The sequence below is a fragment of the Peribacillus simplex genome (assembly GCF_030123325.1).
Classification (GTDB): Bacteria; Bacillota; Bacilli; order Bacillales; family DSM-1321; genus Peribacillus; species Peribacillus simplex_D.
This window is the reverse complement of record NZ_CP126106.1, coordinates 1,703,707-1,725,737: the sequence shown is the minus strand read 5'-3', so window position 1 is coordinate 1,725,737 and position 22,031 is coordinate 1,703,707. Positions and strand designations below refer to the sequence as shown.

Annotated in this window: 20 protein-coding genes; 1 reads left to right on the top strand and 19 read right to left on the bottom strand. The window is 41.6% G+C overall.

The annotated features are described in order from the left end of the window. Positions 1–49: 49 nt before the first annotated feature. The 16 genes from QNH43_RS08370 to QNH43_RS08295 form a co-directional block, all read right to left on the bottom strand. A complete protein-coding gene (locus tag QNH43_RS08370) occupies positions 50–847 on the bottom strand; it encodes a TIGR00282 family metallophosphoesterase (protein ID WP_076366401.1) in 798 nt (265 codons plus the stop codon). A gap of 151 nt (positions 848–998) precedes the next feature. Beyond that, positions 999–2,558 carry a ribonuclease Y gene (gene rny, locus QNH43_RS08365; RefSeq protein WP_063231807.1) on the bottom strand — a complete coding sequence of 520 codons (1,560 nt, stop codon included), beginning with the start codon at positions 2,556–2,558 and terminating at the stop codon, positions 999–1,001. A gap of 353 nt (positions 2,559–2,911) precedes the next feature. Further along, positions 2,912–3,958, bottom strand: coding sequence for a recombinase RecA (recA, locus tag QNH43_RS08360; protein ID WP_260284301.1), 1,047 nt, complete (start codon positions 3,956–3,958; stop codon positions 2,912–2,914). A 348-nt stretch (positions 3,959–4,306) separates the two neighbouring features. Next, positions 4,307–5,539 (bottom strand): competence/damage-inducible protein A, encoded by a 1,233-nt coding sequence (locus tag QNH43_RS08355; RefSeq protein ID WP_283917440.1) that lies wholly within the window; start codon positions 5,537–5,539, stop codon positions 4,307–4,309. Positions 5,540–5,561: 22 nt separating this feature from the next. After that, positions 5,562–6,146, bottom strand: coding sequence for a CDP-diacylglycerol--glycerol-3-phosphate 3-phosphatidyltransferase (gene pgsA / locus QNH43_RS08350; protein WP_034313524.1), 585 nt, complete (start codon positions 6,144–6,146; stop codon positions 5,562–5,564). A gap of 164 nt (positions 6,147–6,310) precedes the next feature. Beyond that, entirely contained in the window at positions 6,311–7,210 is a 900-nt protein-coding gene (locus tag QNH43_RS08345) for a helix-turn-helix domain-containing protein (RefSeq protein ID WP_283917439.1), read from the bottom strand. Positions 7,211–7,227: 17 nt separating this feature from the next. Further along, positions 7,228–8,019: a DUF3388 domain-containing protein gene (locus QNH43_RS08340; RefSeq protein ID WP_034313530.1), complete on the bottom strand. Its 792-nt coding sequence runs from the start codon at positions 8,017–8,019 to the stop codon at positions 7,228–7,230. Positions 8,020–8,260: 241 nt separating this feature from the next. Continuing rightward, the gene (locus QNH43_RS08335; RefSeq protein ID WP_283917438.1) at positions 8,261–8,518 is read right to left on the bottom strand and encodes a DUF3243 domain-containing protein; all 258 of its coding nucleotides are present in this window, start codon (positions 8,516–8,518) and stop codon (positions 8,261–8,263) included. Positions 8,519–8,597: 79 nt separating this feature from the next. Then, the gene (gene ymfI, locus QNH43_RS08330; protein WP_192204078.1) at positions 8,598–9,323 is read right to left on the bottom strand and encodes an elongation factor P 5-aminopentanone reductase; all 726 of its coding nucleotides are present in this window, start codon (positions 9,321–9,323) and stop codon (positions 8,598–8,600) included. A gap of 18 nt (positions 9,324–9,341) precedes the next feature. After that, positions 9,342–10,628, bottom strand: coding sequence for an EF-P 5-aminopentanol modification-associated protein YfmH (gene yfmH, locus QNH43_RS08325; RefSeq protein ID WP_283918313.1), 1,287 nt, complete (start codon positions 10,626–10,628; stop codon positions 9,342–9,344). After that, a complete protein-coding gene (gene yfmF, locus QNH43_RS08320) occupies positions 10,628–11,908 on the bottom strand; it encodes an EF-P 5-aminopentanol modification-associated protein YfmF (protein WP_283917437.1) in 1,281 nt (426 codons plus the stop codon). Before yfmF ends, yfmH begins: the two co-directional genes overlap by 1 nt. A gap of 210 nt (positions 11,909–12,118) precedes the next feature. Continuing rightward, a complete protein-coding gene (locus tag QNH43_RS08315) occupies positions 12,119–13,078 on the bottom strand; it encodes an ABC transporter permease (RefSeq protein ID WP_094246576.1) in 960 nt (319 codons plus the stop codon). After that, positions 13,079–14,122 (bottom strand): ABC transporter permease, encoded by a 1,044-nt coding sequence (locus QNH43_RS08310; protein WP_283917436.1) that lies wholly within the window; start codon positions 14,120–14,122, stop codon positions 13,079–13,081. Then, on the bottom strand, positions 14,115–15,650 hold the full coding sequence (locus tag QNH43_RS08305; protein WP_283917435.1) for an ABC transporter ATP-binding protein: 1,536 nt from the start codon (positions 15,648–15,650) through the stop codon (positions 14,115–14,117). The genes QNH43_RS08310 and QNH43_RS08305 overlap by 8 nt, the downstream gene beginning before the upstream one ends. Before the next feature lie 189 nt (positions 15,651–15,839). Then, the gene (locus QNH43_RS08300; protein ID WP_192204072.1) at positions 15,840–16,928 is read right to left on the bottom strand and encodes a BMP family lipoprotein; all 1,089 of its coding nucleotides are present in this window, start codon (positions 16,926–16,928) and stop codon (positions 15,840–15,842) included. A gap of 161 nt (positions 16,929–17,089) precedes the next feature. Further along, on the bottom strand, positions 17,090–17,815 hold the full coding sequence (locus QNH43_RS08295) for a GntR family transcriptional regulator (protein ID WP_283917434.1): 726 nt from the start codon (positions 17,813–17,815) through the stop codon (positions 17,090–17,092). Between the two features lie 304 nt (positions 17,816–18,119). On the opposite strand from QNH43_RS08295, the gene QNH43_RS08290 reads away from it, so the two are divergent. After that, entirely contained in the window at positions 18,120–18,419 is a 300-nt protein-coding gene (locus tag QNH43_RS08290; protein ID WP_283917433.1) for a DUF6509 family protein, read from the top strand. Positions 18,420–18,449: 30 nt separating this feature from the next. Here QNH43_RS08290 and QNH43_RS08285 read toward each other — a convergent pair whose 3' ends face one another. The 3 genes from QNH43_RS08285 to QNH43_RS08275 form a co-directional block, all read right to left on the bottom strand. Further along, a complete protein-coding gene (locus QNH43_RS08285; protein WP_283917432.1) occupies positions 18,450–20,780 on the bottom strand; it encodes a DNA translocase FtsK in 2,331 nt (776 codons plus the stop codon). Between the two features lie 222 nt (positions 20,781–21,002). Further along, complete coding sequence (locus tag QNH43_RS08280; RefSeq protein ID WP_283917431.1) at positions 21,003–21,248, bottom strand: YlzJ-like family protein; 246 nt, start codon at positions 21,246–21,248, stop codon at positions 21,003–21,005. Next, on the bottom strand, positions 21,245–21,991 hold the full coding sequence (locus QNH43_RS08275) for a ClpP family protease (RefSeq protein ID WP_283917430.1): 747 nt from the start codon (positions 21,989–21,991) through the stop codon (positions 21,245–21,247). Before QNH43_RS08275 ends, QNH43_RS08280 begins: the two co-directional genes overlap by 4 nt. Positions 21,992–22,031: the final 40 nt, after the last annotated feature.

The window sequence follows — 22,031 nt, the reverse complement described above, 5'->3', positions numbered from 1 at the left end:
TTAATGAATGGAAAAACGGATGGACAGTTTGACTGTCCATCCGTTTGAATCATTGATAAAAAGGATGATCTTCGTTAATCAGTATCCTTTCTATTTTTATTGCCTTGCCGGTTTTATCATCAATTTCAAGGAGAACCCCACTTAATAGGGTCCGACCCTCTTTTGGCACTTCAAAACGAACAGGAAGGCTAGTTAGGAACCGATGGATGACTGCCCCTCTTTCCATACCAAGGATGCCATCATATGGTCCTGTCATGCCTACATCTGATATGTAAGCGGTGCCTGCAGGTAATATACGGTTATCGGCAGTCTGGACGTGTGTGTGTGTACCGACAACGGCTGTAACCTTCCCATCCAGGAACCACCCCATAGCTTGCTTTTCACTCGTAGCTTCTCCATGAAAATCGACAAAGATGATCGGTGTCTTTTTTCGGGCCTCCGCCACGAGTTCTTCCGCCTTTTTGAAAGGGCAGTCCAAATCAGGCATGAACGTTCTCGCTTGCAAATTGATGATCGCTATTTCATGATGGTTCAATTTTAAAAATTTCATTCCTTCTCCAGGTGCCCCGTCTGGAAAGTTAGCTGGACGGACGAGATATTTCGCTTCATCGATAAAGTTGAAAATATCACGATTATCCCATGTATGATTTCCCATGGTCACCGCCTGCGCTCCCCACTCTAAAAAACTGCGGTATATCTTTTCTGTAATTCCCCGGCCGCTTGCTGCATTCTCGCCATTGATGACCGTGATATGCGGACGATACTTTTCTTTTAACTTAGGAAGGTATTCTTGGATCATGTCACGACCGGGAGACCCTACTACATCTCCAATAAATAGCAATTTCATTGTAAAATCCTTTCTAGATTCACCTAATTATATGAATTATTCAAGTATGTATTGTAACATAATTTGGGGTAATTATCGGAATTACGCTTAATGACTAATATCGGAAATAGAAAAAACGAAGTGGTTTGCACCACTTCGTCTTTCATTTACATTATTTGGCGTATTCGACTGCTCTTGTTTCACGGATGACCGTGACTTTTATATGACCCGGGTAATCGAGCTCTTCTTCAATCCTTTTCCGGATATCACGTGCGAGTCGATGGGCCGAAAGATCATCGATTTGTTCTGGTTTCACTAGAATCCGCACTTCTCGTCCGGCTTGAATCGCAAAAGATTTTTCCACTCCATCATAGGATTCGGAAATTTCCTCAAGTTTTTCAAGTCTTCTAATGTAATTTTCAAGCGTTTCACTTCTAGCTCCCGGTCTTGCAGCTGATAATGCATCAGCGGCAGCCACAAGCACTGATATGATGGAAGTTGGTTCCGTATCGCCATGATGTGAAGCGATGCTGTTAATGACAGTTGGATGCTCCTTATATTTGGTTGCTAATTCAACGCCAATTTCAACATGACTGCCTTCCACTTCATGATCAATCGCTTTCCCAATATCATGCAATAAACCTGCACGGCGGGCAAGAACTTCATCCTCACCAAGCTCAGCTGCCAGTAAACCTGAAAGCTGGGCCACTTCAATTGAATGTTTAAGTACGTTTTGCCCATAACTGGTACGGAACTTCAAACGTCCTAGTATTTTGATGAGATCTGGATGGAGACCGTGAACTCCAACTTCAAAAGTTGTTTGTTCACCAATTTCACGAATATGTTCGTCTACCTCACGTCTTGCTTTGTCAACCATTTCTTCAATGCGAGCCGGATGGATCCGTCCGTCCTGAACAAGTTTCTCAAGAGCCAAGCGTGCCGTTTCCCGTCTAATTGGATCGAATCCGGATAAAATGACAGCTTCAGGAGTATCATCAATAATAAGGTCAATACCTGTTAGCGTTTCTAACGTCCGGATATTTCGTCCTTCACGTCCGATTATCCGTCCTTTCATTTCATCGTTTGGAAGATTTACTACAGAAACGGTGGTTTCTGCAACATGATCAGCCGCACAACGCTGAATGGCAAGAGAAAGGACTTCTTTTGCTTTTTTATCAGCTTCTTCTTTGGCACGGGTATCACTTTCTTTAATCATAAGCGCTACATCGTGAGCCAGCTCGTTTTCCATTCGGTCGATAATGATTGCTTTAGCTTCTTCACGAGTTAAACCGGAAACACGTTCAAGCTCTGTTTGCTGCTTACGAACCGTCTCGTCCACTTTGCTTTCCATCTCTTCAATATGCTGTTGTCTTTGGTTTAGAGAATCTTCTTTTTTCTCCAAAAGGCTCTCACGTTTGTCTAACGTTTCATCCTTGCGGTCCAGATTCTCTTCTCTTTGCAATAACCGATTTTCTTGTTTTTGTAATTCGTTCCTTCTTTCACGGGCTTCCCGATCCGAATCGGCACGAACTTTATGAATTTCATCTTTTGCTTCCAACAAGGCTTCTTTCTTAAGTGCTTCCGCTTCACGTTTCGCATCCTCAAGGATGTGTTCTGCAGAGCCCTTTGCCCCTGCTATTTTACTCTCAAATTTTGATTTGTGAATAAAATAACCAACAACTGCACCGACGATTAGGCCAAGCAAAGTGAAGATGATTGTCATGGGTTCCATCGTTTCACCTCCCCTTGCTATGAACTTTTTACATAAAATGTTGAACTGTCGGCAAGTACATTGCACATAAATTCAATATACAGCACTTAATTTTCAAAATTTTAGTTTGAAAAATTGTAAAATATACATATTAATTGTATAGTTGAGAATTTTTATTGTCAAGCGTTTGTCCCTTATGTATCAATGATTATTCAAGTTTTCTTTATATCAACCATCATAATCTACAGCATTCATTATGGAAGAAGTCTGTAAATCTGATTTCAATGCCCTTTAATCCGCTGAAAATTTCGCACTTTTCTCAAAATATACATAAAAGGCCTAAGCGAACAAGCTTAGGCCTTTCCCAAATATCATTAATCAAGCAATTCAAAATGCTCTTCTGGTTCATTTTCTTCTGGCGGTAGTTCATGCTCTCCATCGAGATTATAGTGATCTCTGATTTTCTGAGAAATTTCCTGAGCGATATCCTGGTTTTCTTTCAAGAACAGCTTAGCATTTTCGCGACCTTGTCCGACACGCTCTTCATTGTATGAATACCACGAGCCGCTTTTAAGGACGATATCAAGATCTGCACCCATATCAATGATTTCACCTTCTTGTGAAATCCCTTGACCATACATGATGTCAACCTCTGCTTGACGGAATGGTGGAGCAACCTTGTTTTTTACAACCTTGATTTTCGTTTTATTACCGACGATTTCATTACCTTGTTTTAATTGTTCCGCACGGCGCACTTCCAGACGAACAGTTGAATAGAACTTCAATGCCCGGCCTCCCGGAGTCGTTTCCGGATTCCCAAACATAACACCGATTTTTTCACGGACTTGGTTGATGAAAATGGCAATGGTATTTGATTTATTAATGGAACCAGACAGTTTTCTAAGTGCCTGAGACATCATCCGGGCTTGAAGACCCATATGGGAATCTCCCATTTCGCCTTCGATTTCAGCTTTAGGAACAAGTGCTGCCACCGAGTCAATGACAATGATATCCACCGCTCCACTTCGAACTAACGCTTCAGCAATCTCTAAGGCTTGTTCACCCGTATCAGGCTGTGAAAGCAGTAACTCATCGATATTCACACCAAGTTTTTCTGAATATGCTGGATCTAAAGCATGCTCGGCATCAATGAATGCAGCCGTGCCGCCAGTCTTTTGTACCTCTGCAATAGCATGTAATGCAACAGTCGTTTTACCGGAGCTTTCAGGTCCATATATCTCAATGACCCGGCCTCTTGGATATCCGCCCACTCCCAATGCTACGTCCAATGCTAAAGAACCGCTTGAAATCGTTGAAATCCTACGATCAGACTGTTCCCCAAGTTTCATAATGGAACCTTTACCAAATTGTTTTTCAATTTGTTTTAACGCCATATCTAAAGCCGCTTGACGATCACTCACTCAATTTCCTCCTCTATATTCAAATAATCGGCTGCCCGATTAAAGGTGTACTTACGTTAGCAATTATTTGAGATCAAGGTTTGTACCCTGTCTCAAAACCTATCTTTACTATATACTCTTTTTACTATTTTGCCAAGCAAAAAGTCGAACATTCATTCGTTTTTTTCTTTCGGGATATTCTTTGTAAAAAAGCGTTTTATCTAATGGAAATTTCCATTTCGTTTCACGTTCTCCCTAAAAAAAACATTTTCATTGAATTAACTTTTTTCTTTTTTTCCCTATTTTTCAAGAAACAAACTTCTAAAACCAAATAAAAAGCAGAGCTGTAAAAAGCTCTGCTTTTAACGTTTATAAATCCCTTAATAGGTAATGGCAGCCGTACTTCACACTCCGAATACGGTTTTGCGCCCTGCTTCCTGAAAGATTCAACTCCTTGAAATGAGTGTTTCCATCCCGATAGGAAATGCCAATAAATACAGTACCTACAGGCTTGCCTTCTTGTTCATCCGGCCCTGCAACGCCCGTAAAGCTTATGCCTACATCCGCATCGAGCTTGTTCCGGACATTAGAGGCCATTTCCATAGCACACTCACCGCTGACCACCCCATACTTTGATATGGTATCATCACTGACGCCGAGGACATTTGACTTCGCATCATTCGTATAGCAGACAATTCCGCCTTTGAAGACTTTACCGGCGCCCGGGATGGTTGTCAGCTGTTCTTGGAACATCCCTCCGGTCAAGCTTTCAGCTGCCGCAATCGAAAGCTTGCGGACCGTTAATTCTTTTACAAGTTCCTTTATTAGCGAAGTATTATCACTTCCATAATGGAACTTGCCGACCCTGCCAAGAATTTCTTTTTCAGCTTCCAAAATAAGCTCTTCGCATTTTTCTTTAGATGCGCCCTTAGCGGTGATCCTTAACGTCACTTCCCCTTCGGCTGCCAGCGGAGCAATTGTCGGATTCGTTTGATTGACAAGGAGATCTTCAATCACCGTTTCCAGCTCGGCTTCACCTATACCGTAGAACCGAAGAACCTTGGAATCGATCCGTTCATGCTTTTCCAATTTATTCATGATCTTTTCATAACCATAACTTAAAAACATCGGCTCCATTTCACTTGGCGGACCAGGTAGAAGCATATATGTAATCCCAGATTTGGACAAGACCATTCCCGGTGCCATCCCATGATCGTTTGCCAACACTTCACTGCCTTCTAAGACAAGGGCCTGCTTTTTGTTGTTTTCCGTCATCGGACGTTCCCGTTTTTGGAAGTAAGCTTCAATGGATTGCAAAGCTTCATCATTAAAAACGAGCTTTTTCCCTATATGGCGGGCAATCGTTTCTTTCGTCAAATCATCTTTGGTAGGACCAAGTCCACCGGTAAAGACAATCAAGTTCGCCCTTGATTCAGCGATTTCTATGGCTTGTTGTAAACGGCGGTCGTTATCCCCGACCACAGTATGGTAAAAAACGTTGATCCCCATTTCCGCAAACTGCTGCGATAAGAATCTTCCATTAGTGTTATTGATTTGCCCTAAAAGAAGCTCTGAGCCCACTGCAATGATTTCTGCATCCATCTTTTCAAAACCACCATTCGTTTTACTTTGAATTAACAAATACTTCTTTGTTTTTTATAAAATAATCCAAACCTGACCAGATTGTAAAGATTAATGCAATCCATAATGCGATATTTGCAAAAGGAAGTGAAATGAGGGCAAATGGAAGGTTATGCAGCAATAAAGCCGAAATAGAAACAATTTGTGCCCATGTTTTAATTTTTCCAAGCTGGTTAGCTGCTACCACTTCCCCAGTACCCGCTAACACCAAACGCAATCCGGTGACTGCAAACTCGCGACTTATGATCACGATGGCAATCCAAGATTGACCGTACATTAAATCTAGATCAACCAAAACGATCAAGGCAGCCGAAACCAGAAGTTTATCAGCCAATGGATCTAAAAATTTCCCTAAATCAGTAATCATATTATATTTTCTGGCAAAATGGCCATCGATCCAATCCGTAGTGGAAGCGATAATAAAGAGGATGGCTCCAGCCAGGTGCGCCACTGGCAAACTGTATTCTCCCCAAGTTAGCGTTCCCCATGAAAAAGGAACGAGCATGATGATTAAAAATACAGGTATTAAACAGATTCTTGCTACTGTAATCTTATTAGGCAGATTCAAAACTTTTACCTCCAAAATTTACGCCTGCCATTCGGGCAATGCGTCTTAGACTAAAATAATGCTTATATGTATAATTTAACTCAAAATCCAATCTTATATGCCGGGTAAACCATTTCACGCCGCCTTACTATTAAATAGAGCAAAAATAGTCATCTATAAGATGACTATTCGGCTTTCGTAAATTGTATCGTAACCAATTGCGTATTCACTTCAGTCGGTGAAATGGAATACTCCAGCTTCTCATCATTCACATAAATCTCAGTTTCATATGCTCTGCCTATGTTGATGACAGCTTCTTTCTCATTGGTGAAATCAATTTCCTGGCTTTTGTCCTTGTCGATAGTGCCCTGGAAAAGTAATTTACCTTCACCATTTTTTATGCCTACCCATGGTGAGCCTTTGGAGGTCACCTTCAATTTAAAGGTATCGGTATTTTTTAATTCATACGTACTATTTTTACCGCTGGAACTGGTGACGGCAAGTTTTTGCTCTTTCTTTTCATCTTTGACAACTGCATCATCTTCATTCTTCTCATCAGATGAATCCGATTTTTCTTCATTCTGTTTTTGGTCTGCATTCTCTTTTTCTTCGTTAAACCCATCACTTTTATTGTAGCCCACGGCTTCATTCTCTTTAGCGTTCTTTTTGTCATCATTATCCGGGTTACTCATATAGTTCGATACCAGCACCCAAATCAATACGGCCGCACCAATTACTAAAACGACAGCCAAGATCTTCGGTAACATTTCTACAACCTTCGAATCCCCTGCCGGTATCGTTTTTCTGGATTGGACCCTTGAAAGCTGTTCTGGCAATTCCTCGCTATAGACCGATGGTATTTCACTCTTATATTGTTCGAAAATCTCATCCGAATCCAGTCCGACCGCTTCACAATATTGCTTTATGAATGCCCGTACATAGAACTTTCCAGGCATCATGCTGTAATTTCCCTCTTCAATGCCAATGAGGTAACGCTTTTGAATCTTAGTTAATTCCTGCAAATCATCCAAGCTAAGACCTTTGGCTTCCCTAGCTTCCTTTAATCGATTACCTAACTCAGTCAAATAAAACACCTGCCATTTTAAAAGTCAAAGGAACCAAAATCGGACCCTGAAAACTGGTCTTTTTGGTCGACAACTTCATATGTTATTTCTTCTTCAGGATTGTTTCGCAATTCAATAATATAATCAAAGTCTTCAAGGGTATACTCCGTATTTTGGACAAAGACATCCGGATGTTCGATTACTTTGACAGCATCAAGCCTCATGATTTCGCGAATCAATTGCCAATGACGCTCATTTGCACGGCGAGTGGAAACAATTCCATCTAAAATGAACAAATTATCATTATTATATTCATCCTCAATTAGCTGACTGCGGATAGTCTGCTTTAAAAGGGTCGATGACACAAACAACCATCTCTTATTAGCACATACACTCGAGGCTACGATAGATTCAGTTTTCCCGACACGAGGCATCCCTCGTATCCCAATTAATTTATGACCTTCCTGTTTAAATAGCTCGGCCAGGAAATCGACAAGCAAGCCTAGTTCATCACGAACAAACCTAAAGGTGTTTTTCTCATCGGCATCGCGTTGAATATAACGTCCATGCCTGACTGCGAGGCGATCACGCAATTTAGGTTCCCTAAGCTTAATGACCTTAATCGTATCCATCGTACGGAGGATTGACTCGAATCTTTCTATATTACGGCTGTCTTTCGCCAACAAAAGTAAACCACGCCTGCCTTCATCGACCCCGTTGATGGTGATGATATTAATGGAAAGCATACCCAGAAGGGAAGAAATATCCCCTAATAAACCAGGACGGTTGACTTGAATTTCATATTCAAAATACCATTCTTTATTATCCACGATAACACTCCTTAAGCCTAAAAGTCTTTACCCTCTCAGGGGCAAAAAACTTATCCATCGTAAATTTTCAAGGTCTGAACACTTTAATATTAATTGTCTAGCTTCTATAATATAGCATTTCGTGATAAGTTAAAAGGAAAAACCCTAGAAAAATATTCATTTTTATATAAGGGGATAAATAGTCATCCACTTCAATCCAAAAGGCCCTGTTATTAATAACAGGGCCTTTTGGATTGATATTTTACTTCGTTCCATTGTTCTCGACTAACTTGACCATGACGCTTGCCATGGCATGCTTTTCTTCATCGCTTGCGACCGACCAAAGATCAGCAAGCACTTTCTCTTGATCATTCTGGGGCTCAACCTGATTAGCCAGGTAATCACCGATTTCGAAAGCCAAGTTGTTAACAGCACCTTCTGACAAACCTTGTTGTTCACCTTGATTTAATCTGTCTCCTAAGAAATTTTTCCATTGATCCCAATTGTCCAGTACAGACATGAATGGTCACCCTTTCCTTCAAAATAGTACATAGATATTTTGTGAAGGAACCGAGAAAATTATACATGTCTAAAAAAAATCATGTGTACCATCCGCCATTTACACCTAAGATTTGCCCGGTTATATAAGACGACTTGTCGGAAAGCAAATAATATACGGCCTCGGCGACTTCTTTGGAATGCCCCATCCTGCCCATCGGGATATCGCCTTTGATGATCTCCAGATCTTCCGCACTGAATGATTCGAGCATGGAAGTGGAAATCGCACCGGGGGCAACGGCATTCACCCGGATCCCATTGAGCGATACCTCTTTGCTAAGTGCCTTGATAAAAGCATTTTGACTGCCCTTGACCATGGAATATAATACTTCACAAGATGCACCTGTCTGCCCCCAAATCGATGTGACCGCAACGATGGCAGCCTGTTCTTGGTACATAAGCTTTGGAAGCAGTTCCTTTGTTAATTGGAAAGGGCTCGTTACATGCAGCTGGACCATTTCATTAACGATTGTCTCATCCATGTCCGATATAAGCCCATAATAGCTATTGCCACTATTAAGGACGATTGCATGGAGGGCAAAAATATTTTCCGCCAATTTCTTGTATCCATCGGCTGCAGCCAAATCCGCTTGAACCGGAATAAGTTCGACTTGATGAGGCTTCAATTCTTCAATCAGTTCAAGTATCGCTTCTTCATTGCTATTATAATGTAAATAAAGTGAGTAATTCTCCTCGGCGAGCTTTATTGCGATTTCCCTGCCGATTCCTCCGCTGGCTCCAGTAATAAGGGCAAAACGTTTCCCCACATTGCCGCCCCCTTTATATTATTTAGGAAGTACCTGGCAGACAGTCATCCGTTGATCGGATATTAAGTCCTTGGCGACCTCCCTGATATCTTCGATCGTTAGTTTTTCCAATACCGATACAACATCGAACAAGTTCATATCATTGAATGCATATCTGGTGAATTGATTCGCTATATATTCCGGCGAATTCAGGGAACGAAGGAAAGAACCGATTTTTTTCTTGATTGTCCTTTGCAGGCTTTCTTCATTCAGTCCGGTTCCTGCTTTTGATTTTTGCAGGATAGCAAATAAAGACTCCGTCAACTCATCAGGTTTGGCACTGTCCCCGCCAATTAACGCAAACCCAAAGCCTTGTTCCTGTGTATAATCATAAGAGAAGCTTTGATCGATCAACCCTTCCTCATATAGCTCCTCATGTAAAGGTGAACTCTTGCCAAACAGCATTTCCAAATAAATATTGGTCGCCAATTCCCTTTTCAAAAGCTCTAAACCAGATTGGTGCACATTGATGGCCTTGATGCCCAGCATCACTTTTGGTGTCTGGACATTCATCCTTAAGACTTCTTTATCCTTGGCAACGACTTCCGGCTCTTCGTCAAATTTACGTTCCACTGCAGGTTGTTCGTTGTACCCTTTATTATTTTGATTATCCCGAATCAGTTTCATGGTGCTTTCGACATCTACCGGTCCTACAACGAATAGGAGCATGTTGCTAGGATGGTAAAACGTATTATAACATTCGTAAAGCATATCCTTCGTAATATCCGCAATCGATTCCACAGTTCCGGCAATATCGATTTTCACTGGGTGTTGATGATACATATTGGCTATCGTACCGAAATATAATCGCCAGTCTGAATTATCATCATACATATTGATTTCCTGCCCAATGATTCCTTTTTCCTTCTCTACCGTCTTTTCCGAAAAGTAAGGATCCTGGACAAAGTCGATTAAGGTAGTTAGATTCCTATCGAAATCGGACGTGCTGGAAAATAAATATGCTGTACGGGTGAAAGAAGTAAAGGCATTTGCAGATGCTCCCTGCTTTGAAAATTGCTGAAAAACATCACCATCTTCCTTTTCAAATAGCTTATGTTCAAGAAAATGGGCGATCCCATCAGGTACTTTAGAAAATTCCGTTCCATTCAATGGTTTGAAATGGTTGTCGATTGAACCATAATTCGTCGTGAAAGTCGCAAATGATTTATTGAACCCACTTTTCGGAAGAATATATACTTCGAGACCATTATCCATTTTTTCATGGAAAAGTTCTTCTTTCAATTGAGTGAATGTTATTTTTTCCATCACCCTTGCACCTCCGCTTCCGTTAGGAAATAAATCGTATCAAGCTGAATCTTTTGACCGACTGCAATGATTTCTTCCTTTGTCGTCCGCTCTGTTTTTGCAAACCAATCGTCGAGTGATATATCCTGCCCGGAAACCACATTATGATATAAAATTTCCACAAGCCCTCTCGAAACGTCAATGGTTTCAAGGAGTTGGTTCTTAACGACCGCCTTTGTCTGTGCCAGTTCTTCTTCGGAAAAGTTACCTTGCTTCATTTCCTTCATTTGCGCATGGATGATATCCAATGCCTGCTTGTAGTTGGCATTTTCAATGCCGGCCATGACCATTAAAAGTCCTTTATGACTTTCGAGCCTTGAAGCTGCATAATAAGCAAGGCTAGCTTTCTCCCTGACATTAATGAAAAGTTTCGAATGTGAAAAGCCACCAAAAATCCCATTGAATAGCTGAAGAGCATAATAATCCGGATCACCGTATGCAACTTGGGTTCGATAACCGATATTCAATTTTCCTTGTTTCACATCCGAATTTTCAATGATTTCTTTTTCCTTCTCCACTTCCTTGCCCGGCTTCCTTGACAGTCTCACAGGCACTCGTTCTTGCAACGACACATACTTGTCAGCTAGAGCCCCCACTTCCGATTCATCGATGTCACCGATTACATATAAATCGATTTCATCCTCGGTCAGCACTTTTTTATAATAGGCGTAAAGGGATTCTGGAGTCATCGTTTCCAAGTCTTGAAGATTGCCGCTCGCTTCTAAAGCATATGGTTCGTTTTTGCACATTTCCTCTACGAGGCGTGTAGCTGAATATCGCATCTTGTCATCCGAAATGGATTGAATCCGCTGTTTTAAAGAACGGATTTCATTGGAAACCGTTTTAGCGTCAAAGGCTTCGCCGTTCTTCTTCGGATTGAAGATCACCTCTGATAATAACCCAAAAGCCTTTTCGAGAAGCGGGGTTGAATCACTAAGGAATTTTTCATTGACGATATCGATCGTAAAACTTATGATTTGATATTCTCCTTTTTTAGCTACATCGACATAAAACCCTGCTCCATATAAATCATCAAGATAAGATCGAAGCTCGGGTGTTGTAGGGTATTTACTTGTATTGCTTTGTAACACATATGGCAGCAATGCACGATATGTAACGTCCTCTTTTGTCAACGGGGCTTTCATCTTCAGCACGAGAGTATTCGTTTTATATTTATCCGTCTGGACCACATGAAGCTTGTAGCCGCTTTTTTCCGTAATTGTATCGGAAGCAATAGACATGAATAATCCTCCTCATTATATAAATCACCTTTATTAGCTTATTGTTTGTAGATTGGAACCCTTTTAAACATCTACTTAAAATATACATGTGAAAGGAAAAATCATGCAAGTTACAGCTACTTTTTTTGGTATTTAACCAGCTCACCATCACTTATGGCTCGATCTCAATAGAAAAAACCGGCCAGCAATGTTTTCTGACCGGTTAAATACTTATCTTTTCCCTTTGATGTATGGCTGTCCGGATGCTTTCGGAGCATCTGCACGTCCAATGAAACCAGTTAGTGCAATGATCGTCAGAACATAAGGAGCGATCAAGAGGTAAACCGATGGAATATCCTTGAAGAAGGGAAGGCTCGATCCAACGATACTTAAACTTTGAGCCAAACCAAAGAATAAGGCAGCACCCATTGCCCCGATCGGGTGCCACTTACCAAAAATCATGGCTGCAATGGCCATGAAACCTTGACCATTAATTGTCGCATGATTGAATTCATTCGAAAAAATGGTAGCATAAATCGCTCCGCCGATACCGCCAAAAGCACCTGATAATAAAACGGCAGCATAGCGGATTTTCGTAACATTGACACCCATCGTGTCAGCAGCCATCGGATGCTCACCCACTGCACGGATCCTTAACCCGAATGGTGTTTTATAAAGTACATACCAAACGACAAAGGATATTAGGATTGCTATATATACGATATAATAACCATTTGCGAAAAAGATGGGTCCTATAAATGGAATATCACTTAGTAACGGAACATCAATCCTTGGGAATGTTTCTGTGATTCTATCAGTTTGACCCTTGTCAAAAATCAGCTTCACCAAAAACATGGTCAGACCTACTGCCAACAAGTTGATGGCGACCCCACTGACCGTTTGGTCCGCCCTGAACGTAATGCATGCAACAGCATGCAGAATGGAAAACAGCAAGCCGGCAATCATTGCCGCCAAGACTGCGAGCCAAGGAGTCCATTCCCCAAATACATCAGCAAACATTAAGTTAAAAACAATTCCTGTAAAGGCACCAATGACCATCAAGCCTTCTAAACCGATGTTTATGACACCTGCCCGTTCAGAAAACACTCCCCCGAGTGAAGTAAAAATAAGTGGAGCAGCTAGAGCAATCATAGATGGAATAATAATTTGTAATACTTGGTAAAAATCCACTTATTTCACCCCTTTCTTAAATCGAGCGGCAATCCAACGAATAAAATAACTGGATGCGACGAAGAAAATGATCAATGCTATGACAATATCTACGATTTCACTTGGTATGCCGGTTTCTAGCGGCATATTTAAGGCACCTGCTTTCAGTCCCCCAAATAGTAAAGCTGCCAGCACAACACCAATAGCCGTATTCGCTCCTAGTAAGGCTACTGCAATCCCGTCAAAGCCCATGCCTGTGAACCCGCCTTTGACTGCGGCATAACCGAAAGTTCCAAGGCCTTCCATCGCACCTGCAAGCCCTGCAAACGCACCTGAAATAACCATGGAAAGTATGATGTTCTTATTTACACTCATCCCTGCATATTCGGACGCGTGCTGATTGAAACCTACCGCTTTCAGTTCAAAACCAGTTTTTGTTCTTTCAAGAAGGAACCACATGATGATCACGCAAATAATTGCTACCACTATTCCCCAATGCATCCGGGAAAAATCCGTAATGCTTTCAAAAAAAGGAGACCGGAGTGATGCTGTTTCAGCAATTCTTTCTGTTTTATCCAGTTTGTCAGTCATTACATTCCTAATTAAATAATTCGTCACATATAAAGCTGTATAATTCAACATGATAGAAACGATTACTTCATGTACGCGAAACTTAGCTTTTAAATAACCAGGGATAAATGCCCACAACGCGCCAGCAGCTGCACCAGCTAAGATGGCAAATGGCAAATGGATGATCCTTGGAAGATCAAAAGCAATACCGACCCAAACTGCCGCCAGCCAGCCTACAATTAATTGCCCTTCCACACCGATATTGAATAGGCCCGTACGGAAAGCAAAAGCCACTGCCAAACCAGCAAGGATATAAGGGATGATTGTCCTGACGGATTCCCCTACATAATAAGAATCCCCAATAATTCCATTTATCATGGAGCCATAGCCCGCAACTGGGTCATAGCCGCTTACTAACATGATTATTGCTCCAACGACTAATCCGAGGATAACTGCTATTAACGGACTCGTTAATTTAGATAAATACTTAGACATTTTGTTTTCCACCTGCTTCCGTCCGTTTACTGCCGGCCATAAGAAGGCCAAGCTCCTGTTCAGTCGTTTCTTTCGGATCGACAATTGCGACGATTTCCCCTTCGTATATAACGGCAATTCTATCGCTCACATTCATGATTTCTTCCAATTCAAATGATATGAGAAGTACCGCTTTTCCTGCATCACGCTGTTCAATCAGACGTTTATGGATAAACTCGATCGCTCCGACATCAAGCCCGCGTGTTGGCTGTGCGGCAATCAATAAATCCGGGTTCCTATCAACTTCCCGGCCGATGATCGCTTTTTGCTGATTCCCTCCAGAAAGCGCCCTTGCCGGGGTATATTCACTCGGGGTGCGAACATCGTAACTTTTGATCAATGAACGGGCTTTTTCGAATATTTTCTTTGAGTTCAAGATACCGGCTTTTGAAAAAGGCTTTTGATAGTAAGTTTGCAAGACAATATTTTCACCAATGCTGTAATCCAAAACCAAACCATGCTTATGTCTGTCTTCTGGAATATGGCCGACACCTGCTTCAGTGATTTTACGCGGCTTAAGATTCCCGATCTCTTTTCCGTTTAGCTTTATCGAACCTGCTGTTGTCTTCCTTAGGCCAGCCAATGCTTCAATTAGTTCGGATTGACCATTCCCATCTACACCAGCGATACCGACAATTTCTCCTGCCCGGACAGTTAAATCCAAATTCCGAACTGCTGAAACGCCTCGGGAATCCTTGACTTCCAGTTCCTGAACCTCGAGAACTACATCCGAAGGAGTAGCTGCCGTTTTTTCCGTCTTGAATAGAACTTCCCTACCGACCATTAAGCTGGCCAATTCGTCAGGGTTCGTTTCGTTGACATTCACTGTACCGATTCCTTGCCCTTTGCGTATAACCGTTACCCGGTCACAAACCTCCATGATTTCCTTAAGTTTGTGTGTAATTAAAATGATAGATTTCCCCTCTTTGATAAGGGCTTTCATAATATATATCAATTCCTTGATTTCTTGAGGGGTCAATACAGCGGTCGGTTCATCAAAAATCAATATTTCCGCACCGCGGTAAAGCGTTTTAAGAATCTCGACACGCTGCTGCATCCCTATTGATATATCGGCAATTTTTGCATAGGGGTCAACACGAAGCTGATATTGTTCTGATAGTTTCCTAACTTCCTCGCTCGCTTCTTTCAAATCGATCTTACCCGCTTTTGATGGTTCTTTCCCTAAAATGATATTTTCCGTTACTGTAAAAGGGTCAACGAGCATAAAATGCTGATGGACCATCCCAATCCCTAAATCATTGGCAATGTTAGGACTGGTAATCTTGACTGGTTTGCCATTCACACGGATTTCTCCCTGCTCAGGCTGATATAAGCCGAATAAAACGTTCATCAAAGTGGATTTACCCGCGCCATTTTCACCTAATAATGCGTGAATCTCCCCTTTTTTAACCTGAAGGGTAACGTTATCATTTGCGACGATTCCGGGGAACTCCTTACGGATATTGAGCATCTCAATTACATATTCCACGTATTATCAACTCCTAAAATGAGTGTAAATATTCTTAAATCATTTAATTGCTTCTACTAGCTTATTGATTTTAAAAAAAACCAAATGAAAAACTACGATTCTATCATAGTTTTTCATTCGATATTTTTCAGTTGGGAAAAGAAAGAATAGAGGGCACTTCTGCCTCCCTATTCTTTCTGGCATTACAGCTTATAAACCAAGTTTTTCGAATTCTTCATCCGTGCCCGGAACTACGAATTCACCTGATTTAATTTTTTCTGTCCACTCTTCGACCGCTTTTAAAGATTCTTCTGTTACGTTATCTTTTGTATCGGAAATGCCTACACCATTTTCTTCGATACCGTACTCAATTACTTTTCCGCCTGGGAAGTTTCCTTCTTTCGCTTTCTCGGAAAGGTCTTTAACTGCTACGTCAACACGTTTTAACATGGAAGTCAGCGTGATGTTGTCATCAGTTCCAGGAACTGCCCCTAATTTAGCTTGGTCGCTATCTACACCGATAACATAGATTTCCCTCTTTGGATCTTTTTGCTTTTGCTCGACAGCTTCAGTGAATACACCTTTTCCAGTTCCGCCAGCAGCATGATAAATGATATCGATACCAGAAGAATACATGGAGCCTGCAGTTGATTTACCGATATCAGCTTTATTGAAATCTCCGGCATATTTAACTTCAACTTTCGCATCCGGATTTACAGATAAAACCCCAGCCTTAAAGCCAACTTCGAATTTCTTGATTAATTCAGATTCAACTCCGCCGATAAAACCGACCTTGTTTGTTTTCGTTTGTAATCCCGCAATAACACCTACAAGGAATGAACCTTGCTGCTCTTTAAAATTAATGCTGGCTACGTTCTTTTTATCAACAACAGTATCCACGATAGCAAAGTGTGAATCCGGACGTTGGTCAGCCACTTCACCAACAGATTCGGCTAAAAGAAAACCGATCCCATAAATAAGTTGGTAATCTTCACGTACTAGCGTATTCAGGTTTTTAGCGTAATCGGCATCTGATTTAGATTGCAGGTAGTTATAGCCATCTTTACCTTTTTCCAGACCATTATCCTTACCGAATTCCTGAATGCCCTTCCATGCGGATTGGTTGAACGACTCGTCATCCACGCCGCCAGTATCAGTTACCATCGCAACCGTGAAGTTATCTTTGTTTTTCCCATTTGAAGATTCTTTATCATCATTCTCTGAATTACCACATGCCCCTAGTAGCGTACCGGCTGCAAGAACAAGTGAAAGAGCTAGTCCTAATTTGCGCTTTTTCAATTTTTATCCCCCTAATTTACATAGTTTTTTGAGCAGGAATGTTCTGAAAAGTCATTTATGTTTGCGTTTTCACTTCTCGTTAATTTTTTTTGCATACGTTTGATTTGACTTTTACGGAATCTAAAACAAACGCTTGCATTCACCCGTGTGCAGAGCAAGGCCTACACACGTTTACGAAGAACATGAAAGCTGAACATATTGGCTTTAAAGTAGTTAACAGAATACAGGATAGGCTGGTCCCAATCATCCAGATGCATCTGCTTTAGAACGAGCAGTGCGGCTTCTGGAGAGCATTTAAGGATAGGAGAAACTTTCTCATGATATCCAATAGGCTCAATTTCCGCTACGGCATGCGTAATTTTCCGATGCGCATCTCTTTCCAAAATATCAAAAAGAGACTCATCATTACGGTCAAAATTTTCTGATAGTATAGATTCAGGAATTTTGTCAATACAGTAGACAACCGGCTCCCCATTCGCTGTCCTTACTCGCTCGATGATGACGATGCGTTCATCTGTTGAACATGAAAACCTGCGAATATCCTCTTCTGTAGGTTCTAGGGCCGTCGAGCTTAAGAAAATCGTACCCGGTTTCATTCCTGCCTCTTCAATCATGTTCGTGACACTTTTTAATTGCTCGATACCTGAAGTGAACCGAGGTTTCGGATTGACGAAAGTCCCAACTCCATGGCGGCGGATGATGATGTTTTCTTCTTCTAAAATTCGCAGCGCTTCTCGAAGTGTCGCCCTACTCACTCCCAATTTTTTTGCAAGATCGAATTCTGAAGGGAATTTTTCATTTTCCTGATAGACTCCTGCTTCAATATCCTGCTTCAGGTAATCAATGACCTGCAAATATAAATGTCGACTATCTGATTTTATTGACATACAGTTTCCCCCAGCTAATTTCTTAAGACATCAGACCTCTGATGTTGAATCATTCCTACTAATCGAAAATAATATAACATTTTTTTTGACATAAATAAATAGTGTTTTACTATTTACTTTAAAAGAATTTAGGAAAAATTACCCTTCCCTGTGTCTTTCAATCTAGATACGGCTGCGGAATATGTACGATTATTCTCCTAAATCAGATAAATTCATTTTGAAAATGCAAAATGAATGCAGCTCTGTTCAAGATGATGTTTTCCTGTATAATAGGATTTATCTTCTTTGAAGGGATGTACACAAGATGTTAAAGATTACAGAATACACTATTGAAAAATTGAATGATCCATTTGGTATTTTGTCCGGGGAACGTTACGAGTTGTTCTTGGATATTGAAGTGCCTGAAGAGGATGAGCTCTTTTCAGAAAATGGTTTATATATCCGGGTGCTTTTTGCCGTGGAAGAACAAATAGGCAAATTGATTAAATATGATATTTTTGAAAAAGGGAACGAAGTCGCACTCGAATTCGATTTAGAAGAAGATGAAGAAGCGATGATTACCGACTTCTGCCTTAAACATTTAGACGAAGCGATGAATAATTAAAAAACCGGGCTGCAGCCCGGTTTTTTTCAACTATGATGAATGAGCTTCATCCTGTTCATCTTTAGTAACCAATACATTTCGGGGTTTACTGCCTTCATATGGACCGACAATTCCCCTCGCTTCCATTTCATCAATCAATCTTGCTGCCCGGGTATAGCCAATCCTGAAACGGCGCTGCAGCATGGAAACAGATGCAGTCTGCATTTCTACGATCAAGGATACCGCATCCCCGTATAAATTATCTTCGACTTCACCATTTGAAGTTTCTGCAATTTCATCCGGTATCATCTCTTCGTTATATTGTGCTTTTTGCTGTGAAATGACATATGTGACAACTTCCTCGACTTCATTGTCGGATAAAAAGGCCCCTTGAACGCGAACCGGTTTTGAAGCTCCTGCAGGCAGGAAGAGCATGTCACCCCGTCCTAACAGTTTTTCGGCTCCGCCCATGTCGAGGATCGTTCTCGAATCGGTCATTGATGAGACACTAAAAGCAATCCGAGATGGGATGTTCGCTTTAATGACCCCTGTAATTACATCTACGGATGGCCGCTGAGTGGCAATTATCAAGTGGATGCCAGCGGCACGTGCCATTTGTGCAAGCCGTGTGATGGCATCCTCTACATCATTTGAGGCGACCATCATCAAATCTGCCAGCTCATCGACAATGACTACGATATAAGGCAAGAGCGGTTGTTTGGCATCTTCTTCAATATTATACCGGTTAATATAATCATTGTAGCCTTCAATATTACGGGTACCGGAATGAGAAAATAGCTCGTAGCGCCTTTCCATTTCACTGACCACTTTTTGCAAAGCCTGTGCAGCTTTCTTTGGATTTGTCACTACAGGTGCGAGTAAGTGGGGAATCCCATTATAGACATTCAACTCCACCATTTTTGGATCGATCATCATCATTTTCACTTCATGCGGTTTTGCCCGCATCAGAATACTCGTGATAATCCCGTTGATACAAACGGATTTCCCGCTGCCGGTAGCACCAGCCACTAGTAAATGCGGCATTTTATTAAGCTCCGCCTTAACTGCTTCACCAGAAATATTCCGCCCTAAGCCTATTTGCAGTTTTGCGTCAGGCTTGTCAACTTCTTTGGCCTCTAATACTTCCCTTAATGACACCATTGCCACTTCGGAGTTAGGCACTTCTATTCCGATAGCCGACTTTCCGGGAATCGGCGCTTCGATCCTAATATCCTTTGCGGCAAGGGCAAGGGCCAAGTCATCGGATAGGCTGACAATTTTACTTACCTTCACCCCTACATCCGGATGGACCTCATATTTGGTTACGGCTGGGCCTAAATGAACTTGAGTGACCCTCGCTTTCACTCCAAAGCTATGAAAGGTGCGCTCAAGCTTTGCCGCATTTTCATGGATCAATTGGTACTCTCCGCTTTGGTCCGTTTTTTTGGGCTGCAGTAACAAGGAAAGAGGCGGTAAAAGGTATTCTTTATTCTCCACTTCCGTAAAATTCATTGGCGGAACGGCATCATCCTGGTCCTCTGCACTTTCAGCTGCTGGTTCCGTAACTACGGGAATTATTTCGTTTTCGTCGCTATAGGCTTTATCTGCAAAGCTGGAAATGATTCGTTCGGTCGCCATTTGCTGTGTTTCCTCTTCTTGATGAAGGGGCTGATCCGTTTCCTCCACCGGATCGTTTTCCCGTTTCTTCTTTTTCACGGGATTCTTTTTCTTTTCTTTTTTGTCGTCATTCCACGTTTTCATATCATCTCTGAATGCGGACCATTGCTGTTTGAAAAAGCCGCCAAGACCCCTGAAAAACTTCCCGAGGGTTTCACCTAACGTCTTCCCGGTCAATAGGACGGCGCCTACAATGATAAAAAGGAATGAAACGATTTTCGATCCAGCTTCATCGAATAAAAAGTATGAGGCTGCAAATAATATCGCTCCAATCATACCGCCCCCAAGGTCCTTTGTGCTGGCCTTGCCGGTCACTTCCATCCAGAATAGTTCCCAAGTATTCGAAATGACGCTTGGCTTCGTAAACGGTCCTCCATCTGCTAGCATGTTAAACAGTGTCACATGACTTAGCAGGAGCATGCTCGCGACAAGAAAGTACATCCCGACGAATTGCCGTTTTAACAGGTAAGGGACCTCCCTCTTTATCATCAAATAGAAGCCAGCTGCAATTGCTCCCAACAAAAACAGGATATACCATTCCCCCATGAAGAAGCGGATTAAAAAGACCGTCCCGTTTCCCACTGCTCCAAGCTTGGCAATGGCAATGATGGCCAAACCTATTAAAGTGAGGCCGATCAATTCATATTTAAGCGTTAGTTTTAACTTCTCTGTACTATTCTTTTTTCTGCGTTTCTTCTTTGCCATAATATCACCTGATTCTTCATGAAACTATTCTAACTTTCCTATTCAACATCACTACATGTTTTCCCTTCTCGAAACAAACGTTCGCTCACTGATTATATCAAATATATATAAACATGTCCTTGTTATATATACCATTTATTATTTAGACGAACATTTTGCCCATATAATGAATAAAGCAGCCAAGCGGCTGCTGATTTTCATTCCAGTATATCATAATTTACCTCAGTTAGTCGTTTTTACTAAATGATTCATCTGTTCGAACACATTTATGACAGCCCCCGGCTGAATGTGTACATTCATATAATCTTCAGGATCCGTGCTTACAATCCGATCGATGCGCAACGTGCGGCCACCGTCATGTTCAACCATTACATGTACGCCATTATAGATCATTTCTATTAAATTTGCCGTCTTCTCATGGTGATGAGGGAAAATTATTTCTTCAGGAACGATCGTATAAAGCGTCATTGCAGAAGCCCCTCCTCTTCCCCGGCAATTTTTGGCCTTCTTTCTTCCATGAAGCTATTTAGTTTTCTCATGGCCTGGCCTACTCCTCCTACATCATCGATCATACCGATTTCAACTGCCTCGGCCCCGATTACATTCGTGCCGATATCACGGGTTAAATTTCCTTTAGCAAACATTAAGTCCTTAAAACTTTCTTCCGAAACGTTCGAGTGCCGTGTAACGAATTTAATGACTCTTTCCTGCATTTTATCCAAGTATTCAAAGGTTTGAGGCACGCCGATGACTAGCCCTGTCAAACGAATGGGATGAATCGTCATCGTTGCTGTTTCTGCTATATAGCTATGGTCACACGAAACCGCAATCGGCACACCGATCGAGTGACCTCCCCCAAGTACAATCGAGACGGATGGCTTTGAAAGGGAAGCCAGCATTTCTGCGATGGCCAGTCCCGCTTCGACATCTCCTCCGACTGTATTTAAAATGACAAGCAGCCCCTCTATATTGGGATTTTGTTCAATTGCCACAATTTGCGGAATAACATGTTCATATTTGGTCGTTTTATTTTGAGGAGGCAGCTGCATATGTCCTTCAATTTGACCAATGATCGTCAAACAATGGATTTTTGAGTCCTGAGATAGTTGCGGAACATTAGTAGCCCCCAGCTGCTGGATCTTTTCGATTAAAGTTGAATTCTTACCTTCCTGCTTGCCTACATTTTCATTTGGTAATGGTGCATTATCCACTATGCCAACCCCTTTCTCTTAAGCCTATAGCTTTATTATG

What these genes read in the sequence shown, in the direction of transcription:
- QNH43_RS08310 (WP_283917436.1), bottom strand. Translation starts at nt 14,122, where the DNA reads ATGTCTAAGTATTTATCTAAATTAACGAGTCCGTTAATAGCAGTTATC.
- QNH43_RS08280 (WP_283917431.1), bottom strand. Translation starts at nt 21,248, where the DNA reads ATGACGCTTTATACGATCGTTCCTGAAGAAATAATTTTCCCTCATCAC.
- yfmF (WP_283917437.1), bottom strand. Translation starts at nt 11,908, where the DNA reads ATGTCTATTGCTTCCGATACAATTACGGAAAAAAGCGGCTACAAGCTT.
- QNH43_RS08285 (WP_283917432.1), bottom strand. Translation starts at nt 20,780, where the DNA reads ATGGCAAAGAAGAAACGCAGAAAAAAGAATAGTACAGAGAAGTTAAAA.
- QNH43_RS08295 (WP_283917434.1), bottom strand. Translation starts at nt 17,815, where the DNA reads ATGTCAATAAAATCAGATAGTCGACATTTATATTTGCAGGTCATTGAT.
- QNH43_RS08355 (WP_283917440.1), bottom strand. Translation starts at nt 5,539, where the DNA reads ATGGATGCAGAAATCATTGCAGTGGGCTCAGAGCTTCTTTTAGGGCAA.
- yfmH (WP_283918313.1), bottom strand. Translation starts at nt 10,628, where the DNA reads ATGGAAAAAATAACATTCACTCAATTGAAAGAAGAACTTTTCCATGAA.
- rny (WP_063231807.1), bottom strand. Translation starts at nt 2,558, where the DNA reads ATGGAACCCATGACAATCATCTTCACTTTGCTTGGCCTAATCGTCGGT.
- QNH43_RS08370 (WP_076366401.1), bottom strand. Translation starts at nt 847, where the DNA reads ATGAAATTGCTATTTATTGGAGATGTAGTAGGGTCTCCCGGTCGTGAC.
- QNH43_RS08290 (WP_283917433.1), top strand. Translation starts at nt 18,120, where the DNA reads ATGTTAAAGATTACAGAATACACTATTGAAAAATTGAATGATCCATTT.
- QNH43_RS08335 (WP_283917438.1), bottom strand. Translation starts at nt 8,518, where the DNA reads ATGTCTGTACTGGACAATTGGGATCAATGGAAAAATTTCTTAGGAGAC.